Source organism: Gemmatirosa kalamazoonensis (assembly GCF_000522985.1).
GTDB classification, from domain to species: Bacteria; Gemmatimonadota; Gemmatimonadetes; order Gemmatimonadales; family Gemmatimonadaceae; genus Gemmatirosa; species Gemmatirosa kalamazoonensis.
The window spans coordinates 2,619,567-2,636,602 of sequence record NZ_CP007128.1 but is presented as its reverse complement, the minus strand read 5'-3'; the positions used below and the strand labels follow the sequence as shown (position 1 = coordinate 2,636,602).

The 17,036-nt window shown below is 73.2% G+C and carries 11 protein-coding genes; 3 read left to right on the top strand and 8 right to left on the bottom strand.

Features of this window, described 5'->3' with window-relative positions:
* Positions 1-94: 94 nt before the first annotated feature.
* A complete protein-coding gene (locus J421_RS11345; protein WP_025411295.1) occupies positions 95-2,854 on the bottom strand; it encodes an ABC transporter permease in 2,760 nt (919 codons plus the stop codon).
* Positions 2,855-2,886: 32 nt separating this feature from the next.
* Entirely contained in the window at positions 2,887-3,222 is a 336-nt protein-coding gene (locus tag J421_RS11340) for a PadR family transcriptional regulator (RefSeq protein WP_201773142.1), read from the bottom strand.
* A gap of 458 nt (positions 3,223-3,680) precedes the next feature.
* Here J421_RS11340 and J421_RS11335 point away from each other — a divergent pair, with 458 nt between their 5' ends.
* A complete protein-coding gene (locus tag J421_RS11335; RefSeq protein WP_148306263.1) occupies positions 3,681-4,919 on the top strand; it encodes a pullulanase X25 domain-containing protein in 1,239 nt (412 codons plus the stop codon).
* A gap of 33 nt (positions 4,920-4,952) precedes the next feature.
* Here the strand turns inward: J421_RS11335 and J421_RS11330 are convergent, their stop codons facing one another.
* Both J421_RS11330 and J421_RS11325 read right to left on the bottom strand, forming a co-directional pair.
* Positions 4,953-7,370 (bottom strand): Ig-like domain-containing protein, encoded by a 2,418-nt coding sequence (locus tag J421_RS11330; RefSeq protein WP_025411292.1) that lies wholly within the window; start codon positions 7,368-7,370, stop codon positions 4,953-4,955.
* 125 nt (positions 7,371-7,495) lie between these two features.
* Positions 7,496-7,891, bottom strand: coding sequence for a hypothetical protein (locus J421_RS11325; RefSeq protein WP_025411291.1), 396 nt, complete (start codon positions 7,889-7,891; stop codon positions 7,496-7,498).
* A 146-nt stretch (positions 7,892-8,037) separates the two neighbouring features.
* On the opposite strand from J421_RS11325, the gene J421_RS11320 reads away from it, so the two are divergent.
* Both J421_RS11320 and J421_RS11315 read left to right on the top strand, forming a co-directional pair.
* Positions 8,038-10,005, top strand: a complete 1,968-nt coding sequence (locus tag J421_RS11320) for a serine/threonine-protein kinase (protein WP_025411290.1) — start codon at positions 8,038-8,040, stop codon at positions 10,003-10,005.
* A gap of 59 nt (positions 10,006-10,064) precedes the next feature.
* Positions 10,065-11,801: an N-acyl-D-amino-acid deacylase family protein gene (locus J421_RS11315; RefSeq protein WP_025411289.1), complete on the top strand. Its 1,737-nt coding sequence runs from the start codon at positions 10,065-10,067 to the stop codon at positions 11,799-11,801.
* Between the two features lie 57 nt (positions 11,802-11,858).
* Here J421_RS11315 and J421_RS11310 read toward each other — a convergent pair whose 3' ends face one another.
* The 4 genes from J421_RS11310 to J421_RS11295 all read right to left on the bottom strand — a co-directional run bounded on the left by J421_RS11310 (position 11,859) and on the right by J421_RS11295 (position 17,010).
* Positions 11,859-12,302: an Rrf2 family transcriptional regulator gene (locus J421_RS11310; RefSeq protein WP_025411288.1), complete on the bottom strand. Its 444-nt coding sequence runs from the start codon at positions 12,300-12,302 to the stop codon at positions 11,859-11,861.
* Between the two features lie 85 nt (positions 12,303-12,387).
* The gene (locus J421_RS11305) at positions 12,388-13,428 is read right to left on the bottom strand and encodes an SMP-30/gluconolactonase/LRE family protein (protein WP_025411287.1); all 1,041 of its coding nucleotides are present in this window, start codon (positions 13,426-13,428) and stop codon (positions 12,388-12,390) included.
* Positions 13,429-13,502: 74 nt separating this feature from the next.
* Positions 13,503-14,363 (bottom strand): hypothetical protein, encoded by an 861-nt coding sequence (locus J421_RS11300; protein WP_025411286.1) that lies wholly within the window; start codon positions 14,361-14,363, stop codon positions 13,503-13,505.
* 244 nt (positions 14,364-14,607) lie between these two features.
* Complete coding sequence (locus J421_RS11295) at positions 14,608-17,010, bottom strand: PAS domain S-box protein (protein ID WP_025411285.1); 2,403 nt, start codon at positions 17,008-17,010, stop codon at positions 14,608-14,610.
* Positions 17,011-17,036 lie beyond the last annotated feature (26 nt).

Below are 17,036 nucleotides of genomic sequence, written 5' to 3'. Positions count from 1 at the left end.
GCGCGCGCGCGCGGCGTGGATCAGTCTCATGCGAGGGTCCGAGAGTGGCCGGTCAGGTCGTGCGGAGGTCGGCTTCGACGATCCTCGGGTCGGCCTAGTCGACCCGCATCGCCACGATCGGCTCGACCCGCAGCGCGCGCCGCGTGGGAACGACGCAGGCGAGCAGGCACACCCCCAGCATGAACGCCGCGTAGACGACGAGCAGCGCGATCTGGCCTAACGAGAGTCCCTTCGGCCAGTCCTGGAACTGGTAGGTGCGAGCCAGCCCCAGTGCCCCGAGCGCGACGAGGGTGGCACCGGCGGCGATGCCGAGGCCGACCTGCGTGAGCGGCCGCCGGAAGATCGCTGCGAGGACGGTGCGCTGGGGCGCGCCGAGCGCGACGCGCACGCCGATCTCGCGCGTGCGTCGGGCGACGGTGAACGACAGCACCGCGTAGATGCCCGCGAGCGACAGCAACAGGGCGACGGCCGTCATGGCGAGCGTCGTGCGCAGCCACATCCCGAGCATCCACAGCAGGTCGTCGGCGACCTGGTCCGCGCGCTGGATCTGCGAGAGCCGCAGCGTCGGATCCAGCGCGCCGGCGATCGCGCGGACGCGCGGCACGAGTGCCATGGGTTCGCCCTGCGTGTGGATCATCATCTGCGGCGGGAAGCCGCTCCCCGGCGTGGCCGGCCGGTAGAGCCCGATCTCGCGGGTGGTCTCCGCCGCGCCGATCATGCCGAGGTTCTTCACGACGCCCACGATCTGGAGCCAGGGGAGCGAGTCGGCGCCCGGGCCATCGGGCTGGATGCCGTTCTCGGCGACCCGCACCCGCCGACCGATCGGGTTGCGCCCCTGGAGCGCCTGGTCCACGAAGCCCTGGTCCACGATCGCCACCCTCGCGCCGGGGGCGAGGTCGGCCGCCTGGAAGCCCCGGCCCGCGAGGATCGGCGCCCGCAGCACGTCGAAGTACGACGGATCCACGAACGCGACCTTCGTATAGCGCCGCGGCTGCCGTGCTGCGGCTGCACCCGCCGGGGCGGACGCCGAGTCGTCCAGGCCGATGCGGTAGTAGTCGTAGTTCGTGCGCGGGAGCTGGTCCACGAACGTGACGCCGACAACCCCCGGCTCGGCCGCGACGCGCTGACGCAGCGTCTCGACCAGCATCCCGAGTCGCGCGCGGTAGGCAGCGGCGGCCGCCGCGTCGCCCGCCGCGTCCACCCCGGGCGTCGCCTCCCGGTCGAGCTTCACGGTCAGGTACTCGTCGGCCGCGAACCCGGCGTCGTACGAGCGGATCCGCTGTTGCTCCCGCCCCTCCACCAGGACGAGCCCCGGGAAGGCGACGGTCACCGCGACCTGCGCGACGATCACCGCCGTCCAGACACCGCCGAACTGTAGGCCGCCGCCGCCGGTCGTGCCGGCTCGCAGGCGCGAGCCGATGCCGCGTGTGACCTTGAGCCCGGGGAGCCCGCCCGCGATCGCGGCGCCGAGGACGGTGAGCACGCCAGCGTAGAGCACGGTGGCGGGTGTGACACGCGGGTCGAACCAGAACGGGAGCTGATCGTAGTTCATCTTCAGGAACGGCAGCGCCCATTGCCGCAGCGTGATCTGGGCGGCCGCGAGCCCGACGCCGGCCGCCACCCCACCGAGCACGAGCGCCTCGGCGAACAGCTGCAGCACGATCCGGCGGCGGCTCGCGCCGAGGGCGCTCCGAACGATGATCTCGCTCTCGCGGGTCGCCGCCCGCGCGAACAGCAGCAGCGCGACGTTGCCGCAGACGAGCACGAGGAGCATCAACGCGAAGATCTGGGTCAGCGCGACGACCGCGCCCTCCTCCGCCGCCGACGGCGCCCCGCCGATCATCTGCGCGTACGGCATCACCTGAGGCTGCAGGTGCTCGTGCGTGGCCGGCAGGTCCCTGGCCGCGCGCTGCCCGAGCACGGCCAGCTCGGCCTTCGCGTCGTCGAGCGTCGCGCCGGGGGCGAGTCGCCCGAAGATGGTGATCGCGGGGCCGCGTCGCGGCGCGTCGTCGCGCGCGGCCGGGCGGAACGGCGTCCACGCGTCGTGCGCGATTGGGAACCTGAAGTCGGGCGGCATCACACCCACCACGGTGGCGTACACGTCCCCGAGCTGGACGCTCTGCCCGACGATCGTGGAGTCGGCCGCGAAGCGCGCCCGCCACACGGCGTGGCCGAGGACCACCACCGGCGGCGCGCCGATGTGCTCGTCCGCCGGCACGAGGACGCGCCCCAGCAGCGGCCGCGTCGCGGCGACGCGGAACCCCGACGCAGTGATCGCCGCGACCTGCACCGGGCGGGCCTCGCCGTCACGCCCCTTGAGGTTGCGCACGACGTCCTGCCAGGCCCCGAAGTCGGTCACCGACCGCATCGCCTGGCGCCAGACGACGAAGTCGTGCAGCGCGCGCGGCTCCTTCTCGTTCGCCTGCACGTCCCAGTTCCGCAGGTACACGACGCGGTCGCCCCCCGGCAGCGGCAGCGTGGGATCGACGAACAGCATCACGACCTGGAAGACGACGGCGCCGACCCAGATCGCGAACGCCATCGCGAGCCCGCCGACGACCGTCAGCCCGGGGTACTTCACGAGCATCCGGAACCCGAGCTTCAGGTCGAGCGACAGGCCGCCGAGCCACCTGAGGCCGCGGCCGTCGCGCATCTCTTCCTTGTGCCGCTCCATGTACCCGAACGCGAGCCGTGCCCGGCGCCGCGCTTCCTGCGGCTCGAGCCCCTCGTCGCGCACGAGCCGGTCGGCCTCCATCTCGAGGTGGAAGCGGAACTCCTCGTTCATGCGCGACTCCGCGTCGCGCCGGGCGAACAGGAGACGCAGGCGCGTGCGCGCGGCGTGGGTCAGTCTCATGCGGGACTCCGAGGGGGACCGAAGGGGGCCGATCAGGTCGTGCGGAGGACGGCTTCGAGACCGGCGGCGAAGCGGCGCCAGTTGTCGAGCTCCGCGCCGAGCGCGCCGCGTCCGGCGGCGGTCAGGCGGTAGTAGCGCGCCCGCCGGTTGTTGTCGGTCGTGCCCCACTCGCTCGTGATCAGCCCCTCCTTCTCGAGCCGCTGGAGCGCGGGGTAGAGGGAGCCCTGGTTGACCTCGAGCACGCCGTCGGAGATCTGCTGCACGCGCTGGCTGATCCCCCAGCCGTGCATCGGCTCGAGCGAGAGCGTCTTCAGGACGAGCAGGTCGAGCGAGCCGCGGAGGGCGTCGCTCTGTGGGCGGATGGTCACGAGCGGCTCCGTGCGGGGGTTCCTGTCGCCGTCTAGAGGAAGATGCAGCGCGCTCCTGTAGCCGTCAAGAGAAGCCGCTGCCGCTGTGTCGCCGTCGGGCGCGACGGCGACGCAGCCCCGCACGCTGGGTGGCACGGGATGAACGGCAACGTCACGAAGGCCGGCATCACCGCCGACCTCTGACCGGTCGGGCCGTTGGGCCAGTCGTGGGATGTGAACCGCGGCGACACCACCGCGTCGATCGCCGACCTCGCGGCCGTCGCCGGAGTCGACCCAGCGCACCTGGCGCGGGCATTCCGCAGGCACTTCGGCATCAGCACGCCCGGCGCGTACCTGTGCGAGGCCCGCGAGCGGCGCGTCGCGCGCGCTCGACTTGACGAGCGGTCGGGGGCCTCTCAGCTTCGGCAGCGCCCTCGTACCTTCGGCACTGCCCTCGCACCTTCGCTCAGGAGCGTCCCGTGCCCACCACGAGCCTTCCGCCCTCGCGCGGCATTCGCGCGGTCGCCCTGTCGCTGCTGCTCGCGGCCGGTTGTCACGATCCGACGAGCGCACCCGGACGCCTCGACCGACCCGCAGGGCGGCCGAGCACGATGCTGACACCAAACCCGACGTCGGTCACCGTAGCCGGCTCCTTCCAGTCGGAGCTCGGATGCGCCGGCGACTGGGATCCGGCCTGCGCCGTCACGCACCTCACGTACGACGCGGGGGACGACGTCTGGCAGGGCACGTGGACGCTGCCGGCCGGATCGTGGGAGTACAAGGCGGCGCTCAACGGCGCCTGGGACGAGAACTACGGACTCCACGCGCAGCTGGGCGGCGCGAACATCCCGCTCGCCGTCGCCACGGCGCGCTCGGTGAAGTTCTACTACGACCACAAGTCGCACTGGATCACCGACGACGTCGGCTCCGTGATCGTCAGCGCCCCGGGCAGCTTCCAGCACACGCTCGGCTGCGCGGGCGATTGGGATCCCGGGTGTCTGCGCTCGTGGCTGCAGGACCCCGACGGCGACGGAACGTACGACTTCTCGACGAGCGCGATACCGGCGGGGAGCTACGAGACCAAGGCCGCCATCGGCGAGGCGTGGGACGAGAACTACGGCCAGGGCGGCGTGCGTGACGGCGCGAACATCCCGTTCACCGTGCACGCGAACGGCGACCTCGTGACGTTCCGCTACGTCTCGAGCACGCACGTGCTGACCGTCACGAGCGGGCCCACGGACCACGTCGCGCCGACGATCGACATCGCGCTCACCACGCCGACGGTGGCGCCTAACGTGGTGAACGCCACGGGACCGTCGGGCGCGGTGGTGACGTACACCGCGGTGGCCCACGACGACCAGCCCGGCGTCGGCACGCCGAGCTGCACTCCCGCGTCGGGCACCACGTTCGCGATCGGCGTGACGACGATCGCCTGCACGGTCACGGACGCGGCGGGCAACGGTGGCTCACAGCAGCGCGCCGTCACGGTGATCGGCGCGACGACGCAGCTCGCCAACCTGCAGGCCGCGGTGGGCGCGCTCGGCCTCGACGGCGGGTTGACCACCGCCCTCGCCGCGAAGCTCGCATCGACGTCGTGCGGCAGTCTCAAAGCGTTCGCGAACCAGGTGCGCGCACAGCGAGGGAAAGCGATCGCCGCCGCCACTGCCGACCGCCTTCTCGCCGAGGCCGCACGCATCGAAGCGGTCCTCGGCTGCTGACCCACGAATCGACGAGGACAAGCCGTTAGGCGCTCACCGCGTCAGCGTTCGCACCGCCTGCCCGCTCGCCTGCATCTGCAGCGCGCCGTTCGTGTAGCCGCGGATCGCGAACACCGCCTCGCCGCCGCCCACGTCGATCGCGCAGCCTGTGGGCGACGTCGCCTGGGAGACGAGGCGGTACGGGTACGACCGCGGGCTCACGTCGCCGTCGGCGTAGTAGACCGTCGCGGTCACGAACCCCTGCGCGGTGAACGACCACCCGAAGCGCTTCACGTCGCTGGTGGTGGAGGCTTCGCTCCACTCCTTCACGCCGGTCAGGACGGGCTTCCACGTGGCGTCGCACTGCGCGTCCGACGTCGACGTGCCGCCCGACGGCGGTGGCGTCGTCCCGCCACCGGTGCTTCCGACGGTGATGGTCGCCGTGCCGGTCTTCGTGACGTCGTAGATCGAGCGCGCGGTGATCGTCGCCGTGCCGTTCGCGCGCGCCGTCACGACGCCCGTCAGGCCGTCCACCGACGCGACCGCCGCATTGCTCGTCGTCCAGATGACCGACGTGACGGTGGCGCCGGTGACGGCCGCGGTGAGGGCCTGCGTCTGCCCGACCTGCAGCGTCACGCTCGACGGCGCGATGCTCACGGACACGCCCGCGGACGACACGAGGACGCTGGCGGTCGCGGAGACCGAGAGGTCGTAGGCCGCCGTCGCGGTGATCGTCGTCGTGCCGATGGCGAGCCCGGTGACGTCACCCGCCGCGGTCACCGTCGCGACGGCGGGGTTCGACGAGCTCCACACGACGCCGGTGGAGTTCGTGCCGGTGAGCGTCGCGGTGAACCGCCTCGTCGTGCCCGCGACGACGGTCGCCGACGTGGGCGAGAGCGTGATGCCGATCCCCGACGTGACCGTGATGCGCGCCGTCGCGGACCGGCTCGGGTCGGCCACCGACGTCGCGCGCACGGTCACCGTGCCGGAAGCCTTGCCGAGCACCGTGCCGTCCGACGCGACGGTCGCGATGCTCACGTCGCTCGACGACCAGTTCACGCCCGTATCGGTCGTGCCGGTCACCGTCGCGGTCAGCTTCAGCGTGTTCTGCAGCCCGGTGATCGTCGCCGACTCGAGGTTCAGCTTCACGACGATCGGCGGCGTCGGCCGCACGGTGCCCGTGACAGTCGTCTGCAGCGTCGGGTCGTCGGTGTGCGCGAGCGTCGCCGTGAAGCGGGTGTCGGTCGTGGCCCCCGTCGTCGCCGTGAACGTCAGCCCGCCGCTCGCCGCGCTCACCGTCGCGCTCACGGTCGACGGCGACACGCTCACGAGCCGCACGCGCTGCGGGTCGAGGGCCCGCGCCGCGGCGGCCGTCACCGGCAGCGTGGAGAGGCGAAGCGGGAGCTTCGTGATCGCGCCGGCGACCGACGACGGAAGCGCCGCGACGGCGGCGTAGACGCGGTCGATGCCGTCGGTCACGGTCGCGGCCGCGCCCTGTCGCGCCTCGGCGCCACTCATGCTGCGCGCCCACTCGAGCACGTCGACGGCCACCACTCGCCCGCTCTCCAGGACGTCCGTCGCGAGCGGCTTCGCCTCGATGCGCTCGCCCACGTAGCACGCCTCCGGGAGCCGCGCGACGTTGGCGACGGCGTCGGGCATGAACTGCAGGTAGACCGCTGCGCCCGCGACGCCGAACAGCGCGGCACCCGCGGGCGTGAGCCCGAACGCCGCGCCGCCGACCATCGCGCCGAGGCCGACGTACACCGCCTGCACGGGCGCGGCCGCGCTGGCGATCTGTCGCGCGCAGGCCGCGGTGAGCACCGGCCCGGCCTTCAGCGCCGCGAACGACGTCGAGCCGGACGATGCGCCCGCCGACGCGAACAGACGCGCCACGGCGAGACGCTCGGCGGGCGTCGCCGACGCCATGCGCGCGCGCAGGTCGCGCCCGACGCTGTCGGCGACGGCGCGCAGGCGCGACCACTCCGCGGCGCTGAAGCCGTCAGGCGGCGTGCTCGCGGCGAACCTCGTGGTCATCGCGTCGAGCTGCGCGCTCACCGCGGCGACGGGATCGGCGATCGTCGGCGCCTGCAGCACGGTGACGCTCGCCTCGCCGGCGCGCGCGCCGAGCGTCAGGCGCAGCGTGTGGACTGCCGGCGCGAGGTCGGGGACCAGCCCGACGAGCGTGCTGTCGTCCACGCGCGCCGCCTGGAAGGCGGCCGAGCCGAGCGTGCCGCTCGCTCCGTTCGGCGCGCCGCCGCCCGGGATCACGATGCGCACGACGGCGCCCGGGCGCACCGTGTCCACCGGCACGCGCAGCGCGAGGGCGGTCGGCTGCGCCGGAGGCGTCGGCGTCACCGGGGCCGACGGGGCTGCCGGCGCATCGCCCGCCCCGCCACCGCAGGCAGTCAGCGAGAGCGCGGCGTGGACCGACAGGGCGACCGCGGCGCGGCGGAGGGCAGTGCGTTCTTTCATGGGTCGGGAGAGGCGTCGCTGGAAGGGAATCGGCGCACGGTGAGGATCGGCACGACCCCTCGCCGACTTGAGCGCCGGACGCCTTTTTTCTCCCGCGGTGGGCCCCTACCGCCCCATGGGCGCGCCTAACGCGTCGGATGCAGCGCGCGGTGCCGGATCGCGATCAGCTCCGCGCGCTGCTCCGGGTTCCGCTCGATGAGGTCCTCGAGCAGCACCCGCGCCGTCTCGTCCTGGATGATGGTCGGCTCGGCACCGAAGCGCTTGCCGTAGCCGAGGTGGCGCGTCTCGTCGATGAGCACCGGGTGCGCCAGCACGACGTCCGCCTGGTCGTCGAGCACGCGCACGGCGACGAACTTCTTGCCGCTCCGCTCCATGTAGCCGATGCGGGCGCCACGGGCTTCGGCGGGCCACGGCGGGAGCACGCGCTCGCTGCCGTCGGAGCCCTGGAAGGTGCTCGCGCCGGGCTTCAGCAGCGGATGGTTGCGGTCGAAGCCGCCGTGGTACATGAGCGCGTGGGCCATCGGGCGTCTCCCTGGTAGCGAGGTGCTTCTTCTCTGCCGGTCGGCGAGCGCGAAGATAGGCGCGGCGCCCCGTCTCGCCAGCGGCGCGCGGGCAGGCATGATGCTCGCGCCGGGAAACGTACCCGGCACTGAGTCGTAATACCCGCATGACGCTCCCCCACCCCCCGGCCGACCAGCTCGAGCTCCAGGCCGCGCTCGCCGGCGAGTACTCCATCCAGCGCGAGCTCGGTCGCGGCGGGATGGGCATCGTGTACCTCGCGCGCGACGTGCAGCTCGACCGCGACGTCGCCATCAAGGTGCTGCCGACGCACCTCGCGCGTACCGGGGAGTCGCGCGACCGGTTCCTGCGGGAGGCGCGCACGGCGGCCGGGCTGTCGCACCCGCACATCGTCCCGATCCACCGCGTGGGCGAGGCGGGGGGCTTCGTCTTCTTCGTGATGAGCTACGTGGAGGGCGAGACGCTCGGCGAGCGGCTGCGCACGCGCGGCCCGCTGCCGCCGGCCGAGGCGGCGCGCGTGCTGCGAGAGGTGGCGTGGGCGCTCGCCTACGCGCACGGCCGCGGCATCGTCCACCGCGACATCAAGCCGGACAACATCCTGCTGGAGGCCGGGACCGGCCGAGCGCTGGTGACCGACTTCGGCATCGCGTACGGCGGCGCGCATGCGGGCCCCACGACCGACCCCGGGAAGATCATGGGGACGGCGCACTTCATGAGCCCCGAGCAGACGGGGAGCGAGGCGATCGACGGCCGCAGCGACCTGTACTCGCTCGGCGTGGTCGGCTATCTCGCCGTGAGCGGCCGGCTGCCGTTCGAGGCGCCGAGCCTTCCCGCGCTGATCCTGCGGCAGGCGACCGAGACGCCGACGAGCGTCATGCGGGTCGCGCCGGGCCTCCCGCCCGCGCTCGGCGCCGCGATCGACCGGTGCCTCGCGCGCGACCCGGCCGGCCGCTTCCCCGATGGCGAGGCCCTCGCCGCGGCGCTCGCCCCGGCGCCCGACGCGCGCCCCGCCCTGCCGCCCACGCTGCGCGCGTGGCTCGCCGCGCGGAACCCGCTGCTCGTGCCGTACATGGGCTGGTCGGCCGGGTTCACCGTGCTCACGCTGGGCAACGTGTACGCGAACGCGACGGGCAATCCGGGCTCGAGCTGGCGCGACGTCGTGCTCCTGGCCGCGATCGCGTCGGCGCCGCTCTTCCCGATCGTCGGGTTCCACCTCAACCAGGCGCGCCGGCAGTTCCGCGCCGGACACTCGCTCGCCGACCTGCGCTCGGCGATGGCGGTCGAGCGACGCGAGCGGGCCGAGACCGAGGCGCTCGCGCGCGGCGACGAGGAGTCCCTGGCGCACCGGCTGCTGCGAATCGGCACGGTGGCCGCGGCGACCTGGCTCGGCGTGACGTTCGTGCTCGTCGTGGACGGGACGCTCCACGAGAACCGGACGCCGATCGCGTGGTTCCTCACGCCGCTCCTGCTCACCATGCTGCTCGGGGCGCTGAGCAACGCGCTCGACGTGCAGTTCATTCCGAGGAAGCTCCGCGAGTGGTGGCAGACGGGGATCCGCGAGCGGCTCTGGAACAGCCGCGCGGGCGAGTGGCTCGCGCGCCGGCTCGGCGCGCCGGAGCGGTCGCGCGAGGTCGGCGTGGGCGCGTTCCGCGCGACGGAGGTGGCGCTCGGCGTGGCGGCGGGCGAGCTGTTCGCGGCGCTGCCGCAGCCGTTCCGCGAGCAGCTTCCGGAGCTGCCGGCGACCGTCGCCGCGCTCGAGGCGCGCGCCGCCGAAGCACGCGCGGAGCTGGACGTGGTGGCCGCACTCGCCCCGTCGGGCTCCGCCGACGCCGAGCTGCTCGCCGGGCGACGCGGCAAGGCCGCGGAGCGCCTCGCCGACAGCGTCGCCGCGCTGGAGCGGATCCGGCTCGACCTGCTCCGCCTGCACGCCGGCGCCGACGATCTCGCGCCGCTCACGACGCTCATGGACGCCGCGCGCGCGCGCTCGACGAGGACATGGGCCGACTCGCCGAGGCGCAGCGCGAGGTGGACGAGGTGCTCGGCCGACGGCCCCTCGGCCCCGGGCGGATCGCGACGCCGACGTGACGCCGACGTGACGCCGTTCGAGCGGCGTTAGGCACGCCGGACCGGCGAGGCGGCTTGCGCGCGGCGGGACCCAGGTCTAGGGTAGCCGCCATGCGCCGACCACTCCCGCTCCCATCGCTCGTCACGCTCGCGCTGCTCGCGGCGTGCGCACCACGTGCCACCCAGCCACCGGTCTCCGCCGCCGCGCCCGGGTCGTACGACGTCGTGATCGAGAACGGACGCATCGTCGACGGGACCGGCGCGGCGTGGTTCTACGGCGACGTCGGCGTCGTCGGCGACCGCATCGCGCGCATCGCGCCCGTCGGCACGCTGCACGGCGCGTCCGCGCGCCGCCGCATCGACGCGCGCGGGCTCGTCGTGGCGCCCGGCTTCATCGACATCCAGAGCGGCTCGTACGGCAACTTCATCGGGAACGGCGACGGCCGCTCGGTGGGAAAGATCACGCAGGGGATCACGACGGAGATCATGGGCGAGGGCGGCACCCCCGCGCCGCTCAACCCCGCGACGCGACAGGCGGGCAACTTCGCGCTCGGCAGCCGCGGCGCCGACTCGACGAGCGTGTTCGCCGGCGCGCACGGCTTCGGCGCGTGGCTCGACGCGATGGAGCGACACGGCTCGTCGCCGAACGTCGGCTCGTTCGTCGGCGCGTCGACGGTGCGCGTGTACGCGAAGGGCGAGGCGCAGGGCACGCCGACGCCCGCGGAGCTCGACACCATGCGCGTGGTCACGCGTCGCGCGATGGAGGACGGCGCGTTCGGCATCGGGTCGGCGCTCATCTACCCGCCGGGGAACTACGCGACCACCGGTGAGCTGATCGAGATGGCGAAGGCGATGGCGCCGTACGGCGGCATCTACATCACGCACATGCGCTCCGAGGGCGACCAGCTGCTCGAGGCGATGGACGAGGCGATCCGCATCGGCCGCGACGGCGGCGTGCCCGTCGAGATCTACCACCTCAAGGCGGCGGGCAAGCGCAACTGGGGCAAGGCCGCGCAGGCGATCGCGAAGATCGACTCCGCGCGCCGCGCGGGGCTCGACGTGCAGGCGGACATGTACGCGTATACGGCCGGCGGCACGGGGCTCTCCGCGTGCACGCCGCCGTGGGCGTCGGAGAACGGGAAGCTGCTCGAGAACCTGCAGAATCCCACGACGCGCGCACGCATCAAGGCCGAGATGTTGAGCGATCAGACGGCGTGGGAGAACCTCTGCCTGCTCGCGACGCCCGACAACGTGCTGCTGTTAGGCCTGCGGCAGCCGCAGGACATGCCGTTCATGGGCAAGCGGCTCGGCGAGGTGGCGCGCGCGTTAGGCAAGGACTGGCCGGACGCGGTGATGGACCTGCTCATCGCCGAGCGGCAGCGCATCGGCACCGTGTACTTCCTCATGAGTGAGGAGAACGTGCGGCTGCAGCTCCAGCAGCCGTGGATGAAGTTCGGCACCGACGCCGCCGGCCAGGATCCCGACAGCTCGAAGGGCACGCTCACGCATCCGCGCGCGTACGGCAACTTCCCGAAGATCATGGGCCAGTACGTGCGCGACGAGCACGTGATCCCGCTGGAGGACGCGGTGCGCAAGGCGACGTCCGCAGTCGCGACGCGTCTGTCGCTCGAGCAGCGCGGGATCGTGCGGGAGGGCTTCTACGCGGACCTCGTCGTGTTCGATCCCGCGCGCATCGCCGAACACGCGACGTACGAGAACCCGCACCAGCTCTCGACCGGCGTGCCGTGGGTGCTGGTGAACGGCGTGCCGGTGGTGGCGGACGGTCGGGCGACCGGCGCGAAGCCGGGGCGCGTGCTGCGCGGCCGCGGGTGGCGCGAGGGACACTGACGCGAGGGCTGCCGGAACACCGACCCCGGGTGCGGGAACCAGGAGGGGGCTGGTGAATCAGCGCGCGCCGGCGCGCCGTGCGCCGCGCGCGCGGCGCGCGACGTCGCCTGCCAGCTCGGCGATGGTGGTGCGCGCGAGCTCCCGCTCCAGCGCCCGCTCCGCGGCCTCGATGCGCCCCTCGAGCGCCGCGTGGATGTTGCGCCCCACCGGACAGCGCGGGTTCGGCGTGGGATGCAGCGGGATGACGTCGCGCGCCTCGTCGACCGCGCGGTAGACGTCGAGCAGCGTGATGCGGTCGGCCGGCGTGGCGAGCAGCGCGCCGCCGCCAGTGCCGAGCTGCGACGTCGTGAGCCCCGCCCGCGCGAGCTGCGAGAGCAGCCGCCGGATCAGCGACGGGTTGGTGTTCACGCTCGACGCGATCAGCTCCGACGTGGCGGGCTCCCCGCCCTGCGTCTGCAGGAACGTGAGGATGTGGACGGCGACGGCGAAGCGCGTGTTCATGGGCGCGGCGTGGAGTGTGTACGTACGCAAGTGACACACGCTCCGTCTGTCAATCGCGCCGCGCCGGCGGCGCAACTTCCCCGGCCTAACGGCCCGGCTCCAGCCGCACGAACGCGAGGCCGTTGTTCGGGTTCATCGGGATCACGAGCTGGTTCGCGCCCGCATCGTAGCACATCGACGCCGCGCTCGGGATGTTGCGCGCGATGAGCTCCGCGGCGCGGCCGGCGCGGATGCGCGACACGCCGCCGTTCACGACGCTGCTGACGTACTTCGTGCCGTCGGGCATGATCACGAGGCCGTCGTTGCCCGACTGCGCCGCGGTCTCGGTCTTCAGCAGCTGGCCGGCGCGCGAGAACGTGAGCACGTCCGCGGTGCCGATGTTGACGACGACGACGTTGCCCTGCGGGTCGAACGCGATGCCGTTCGGCTGCCGCAGCGGCGCGCCCTGCACGAACACCGACACCGCGCCGTCGGGCGCGACGCGCAGCACCTGCCACGTCGTCGGATCGGGGTTCGTGCCGCCGGCGCCGGTCACCGTGGCGTAGATCGTCCCGTCGGTGCCGACGGCGATGTCGTTCAGCCACGCCGCGCGCTCGACGCGAATCTCGCCGGCCGGCGCGCCGGTGCGCATGTCGAACCGCCGGATCACGGCGACGCTCGGCTCGTTCGGCGTCGTGCCCCCGTCACGGTCGGCGACGTACAGCATGCCGTTCGCGATGTCGCTGCCGTACGGCTCGTTCAGCACGAGCGGCGGCGCGAGGCTCGCGCGATCGCCGGGGTTCTGGACGCCGATCCACCGCGCGGTGTGCACCGAGCCGTCGTGGTTGATGAACGACACCCACGCGTTGTTCGTCTGCACGTTCTGAGGCACGCCGCGGTTCGGCACCACGATGACGCCGCGGGTCGCATCGTACGAGCAGCTCTCGGCGGAGTAGATCGCGCCGTACATCTTCACGTTCGGCGACACCGCCTCGAACGCGCCGCCGGGCCCCGGCGTGACCGGGAGCCCGACGGGGTTGCCGACGACGTAGGGCTGCGGCTGCTGCACCTGCTGCGCGATCGAGGCGCCGGCCGCGGCGCCAATGACGAGGGCGGCCGAGCTGGCGAGGAACGTGACCCGTCTCATCTGCGCTCCCTCCGGTGGTGCGTTCGCGGTTCGACGATGCCGAATCGTAATCGCCCGCCACCCGAGGGCACGTGCTACTGCCGCAGCACCAGGTCGTCGAGGATGCCGACCCCCTCGAACGCGAGGTACTTCGGCGTCGGCATGGTGAACGCGTACGTGCCGATCACCACGCCGTCGTTCGTGAGCGTGACGGTGCCGGCGGCCGGCGCGTAGCGGATCGCCATCCGGTTCCACCCCGATGCCCCGGCGTCGCCCGAGGCGATGACGCGCCCGCTGGCGAGGCTGCCCGCGCGCAGCTCGTAGTGCAGCGGGAAGCCGAACCGCGTCGGGTCGGTGACGCGGAGCCACAGCGCGCCGGACGTCGTGAGGTTGCTCGTCACCGCGCCGGAGCTCGTGAAGCCGATGGCGACGTACGCGCCGGCGATCGGCGCCGGATACCCCTCCATGCTCAGCTCGTAGCCGGCACTCGGCAGCGTGAACGTGATCGGCATGAGCGCGGTCGGGTACGACGTCGGCGGGTCGAACCACTCGGACGCCACGCAGCCGTTGTACTGCGTCTGGAGCGGCGAGGTGAGCTCGTACGGGTCGTCGCTCCCGCCACAGAACTTCCAGGTCTGCCCCGTCTCGGGGGCGATCCACGACGCGTTGCCGCTGCCCGGATACTCGACCCAGAAGCCGTTGATCGTCGTGTGCAGCGAGGTCGCCTTCGCCGTGCCCTTCCCGCCGGCGGGTCGCAGCAGGTCGGGGCCGGGCCGAACGACTCGCGGAGCAGCACGTCCGGCGCGGGCGCGGTCGTCGGCAGGATCCCGATGCCGCTGACGCTGCTGCCGCCACCGCCGCCACCGCCGCTCGTGCCTCCACCGCCGCCGGAGCCACCGGAGCGCGAGATGCCGCCCGGAGCGAGCGTGGACGACGGAGCGGTGGCATCGCTGCACGCGGCGAGCACGCCGGCGAGCAGCGCGAGTGACAGCAGGTGTCGGGGCATGGCGGGGTCTCGTGGGAGAGGCACGGGGCGGACGTCGACGTGCCCTCGCAAGGCAGCCCACGTGCCCCCCGCCCCCGCTCCCGCGCCTAACGCTTTGCCCAGGCGCCGCTTACGCCGGCGCGACGCCGTCGCGCCGCACCGCCGCCCCGTAACGGAGCGTTACGATGCCTGTAACGATCCGATACAGCGCGCCGTCAGCGCGCGGCGCTCGGCAGATGCCGCTGCACCACCGTCAGGAACTCGTCGACGTCGAGCGGCTTCGTGAGATACGCGTCGGCGCCCGCCTGGCGCAGCCGCTCGAGCGAGCTCGCCGTCGCGTCCGCGCTCACCACGACGACGGGGATCGTCGCCGTGCGCGCGTCGGCGCGCAGTCGACGCAGCACCTCGGCGCCCGGGATGTCGGGGAGATGCAGGTCGAGCAGGATGACGTCGGGCATGTGCTCGCGCGCGAGCTCCACGCCGAGCTGACCCTGCAGCGCGGGAATGATGCGCCACCCGGGGCGCGACAGCAGGATCGCTTCGACGAGGCTGAGGTTCGCGAGGTTGTCCTCGACGTACAGCAGCGTCGCCTCGCCCCCCTCGGCGGACATCGCCGCCCACGTGCCGGTGTCCTCGAGGCGCTCGAGCGGATGCGGCGCCGCGCACAGGTCGATGCGGAACACGCTGCCGAACGCGCCGCTCGCCTCGAGCGCGAGCGCGCCGCCCATCGCCTCGCACAGCCGCTTCGACAGCGCGAGCCCGAGCCCCGTCCCTTCCACGTCGGTCTGCTCCGCGCCGAGCCGCGCGAACGGCGTGAAGAGCTGGTCGACGCGGTCGGCCGGGATGCCGCGCCCGCTGTCCTGCACGCGCACGCTCCACCCGCCCGCGGCGTTCGGCGCGCACGCGAGCCGCACCGAGCCGCCGGGTCGGTTGTACTTGATCGCGTTGCTCAGGAGGTTGAGCAGCACCTGCACGAGCCGCCGCCGGTCGGCGACCACGCATACCTCGCCCGCCGACGTCTCGTTAGGCACGCCCGCGTCGAGCAGCGCGACGCCGTGCTGCTGGGCGAGCGGCCGCACGAGCCCCAGCGCCTCATGCACCACCGCGCCGAGCGCCACCGGCTCCAGCGAGAAGCTCTCGCGCCCGGCCTCGATGCGGGAGATCTCGAGCACCTCGTTGATGAGATGCAGGAGATGCCGCCCCGCCTTCACGATGTGGCCGACGCCCTTCGCGTGCTGCGGCGGCAGCTCGGCGCGCGCGAGCAGCTGGCCGAAGCCGAGGATGGAGTTCATCGGCGTGCGCAGCTCGTGGCTCATGCGCGACAGGAACTCGCTCTTCGCCGCGTTCGCGCGCTCCGCCTCCTCCTTCGCGCGCGCGAGCGCGGCCTCGGCGAGCCGACGCTCGGTGACGTCGCGCGTGTTGATCACGAGCCCGGACTCGGCCGACGCCGGATCCACCGTGCGCGCGATGCTCTCCACGGTGCGCCACGTGCCGTCGGCGTGGCGCAGCCGGTAGATCAGCACCCCCGTCGTGCCGGGATGCGCGACGAGATCCGCGAACCCGGCGCGCGTCGCCTCGACGTCGTCGCGGTGGATGATCTCGAACGCGTTGCGGCCGACGTGCGAGTCGGACGGGTAGCCGAGCATCCGCTGCAGCGACGGGCTGTGGTAGCGCACCGTGCCCGCCGCGTCGGCGAACGTGACGAGGTCCGACGTGTTCTCGATCAGGCTCCGGTAGTACGCCTCGCGCTCCGCCAGCTCCGCGGTGCGCTCGGCCACGCGCCGCTCCATCTCCTCGTACGCGCGGCGCAGCGCCTCCTCGGCCGCCTTGTGGTCGTCGATGTTGCGCGCCGTCGCGAGCAGGCGGTCGCGCCCGCGGATGGTGACGCGGCGGAGCGTCGTCTCCATCCAGAAGAACCGCCCGTCCTTGTGCCGGTTCCCCCACTCGAACCGCGGCGACTCGCCGGCGAGCGCGCGCTGGAAGTACGGCAGCGCGCGCTCCGGCGTGTAGCCGACGTCCTGCGCGAACATGCACCCGAGCTCCTTCAGCTCCTCCACCGAGCGGCCGAGCTGCGCGATGGCGGCGTCGTTCGCGTCGAGCAGCGCGCCGGTCTCGGGGTCGTGCAGGTACATCCCGTCGGCGGCGCCCTGGAAGATCGTGCGGTAGCTCTCCTCGCTCGCCTGCAGCGCCTCTTCGGCCGCCTTGCGCTCCTCGATGTCGCGCACGAGCGCGAGCAGCCGGTCGACGCCGCGAATGGTGATGCGCTGCAGCGTCACCTCCACCCAGCGGAGCCGGTCGGTGCCGGCGGCGCGCATGCGCCACTCGAACCGCTGCGGCTCCCCCGCCGCGGCGCGCTGCAGGTGCTCGCGCGCACGCTCCAGCGTGAACGGCTCCACGGCGGCGATGTACGCGAGCCCGTTCGCGCGCAGCGCGTCGAGCGTGGCGCCGGTGAACGCGCTCGCGCGGCGGTTCGCGTCGAGCACCGCGCCGGTCTCGATGTCGTGGACGAAGATCGCGTCGTTCGACGCGTCGAAGATGGCGCGGTAGATCTCGTCGTGCGCGGCGGGCTCCCGGGAGAGGCCGGGGACGACGGGTTCGGTGCGGGCGAGCGAGGCCATGAGGCGGGGCGGCGGGTGCGGCGAGT